This is a genomic window from Micromonospora fiedleri (assembly GCF_016774385.1).
Lineage (GTDB): Bacteria > Actinomycetota > Actinomycetes > Mycobacteriales > Micromonosporaceae > Micromonospora > Micromonospora gifhornensis.
Map to the genome: position 1 here is coordinate 1 of NZ_JAETXL010000086.1, position 455 is coordinate 455.

At 67.0% G+C, this 455-nt stretch carries 1 protein-coding gene; it reads left to right on the forward strand.

The window, feature by feature from the left end; genetic code table 11:
• Positions 1-131: cold-shock protein (locus tag JMF97_RS30750; RefSeq protein WP_203224687.1), on the forward strand; the 131-nt coding region annotated here is incomplete at its 5' end.
• Positions 132-455 lie beyond the last annotated feature (324 nt).

Genomic DNA, 455 nt, shown 5'->3' on the forward strand with positions numbered 1-455 from the left:
CGTGCGGCTTGTCCCACTGCTCGGCGTTCCAGTCCTCCGGCGACCGTGGCCTGTACGAGAACCAGCGGGTGGATTTCGAGGACGTCCAGGGCCAGAAGGGCCCGCAGGCGGAGAACATCCGTCCGCGCTGACCTCAGGGCGACACACGCGTCCTGATCGCGAACGGTCGGGTCACGTCCGGTGAACGTCTGGCCGGTGTGACCCGAGCGTTCGCACATTCGGGCGCACTCCTCCGCATCCTGAGTCGGGAATCAGTCGTTGAAGCGTCGGGTGGCCGACTGCCAGCACCGCTGGGCCGGGTGAGGATGGCCCCGGGGGGCAAGCGCAGATTCGGCATGGCACGGGGGAGGTCTGTCTCTCATACACCACGAGATGTGGTTACGATACAGCGGTCGCCACCCTGGTCGGGCAGCCCTCCGCGCTGCTGGACGGCCACAGCACGCTGTTCCATTTCG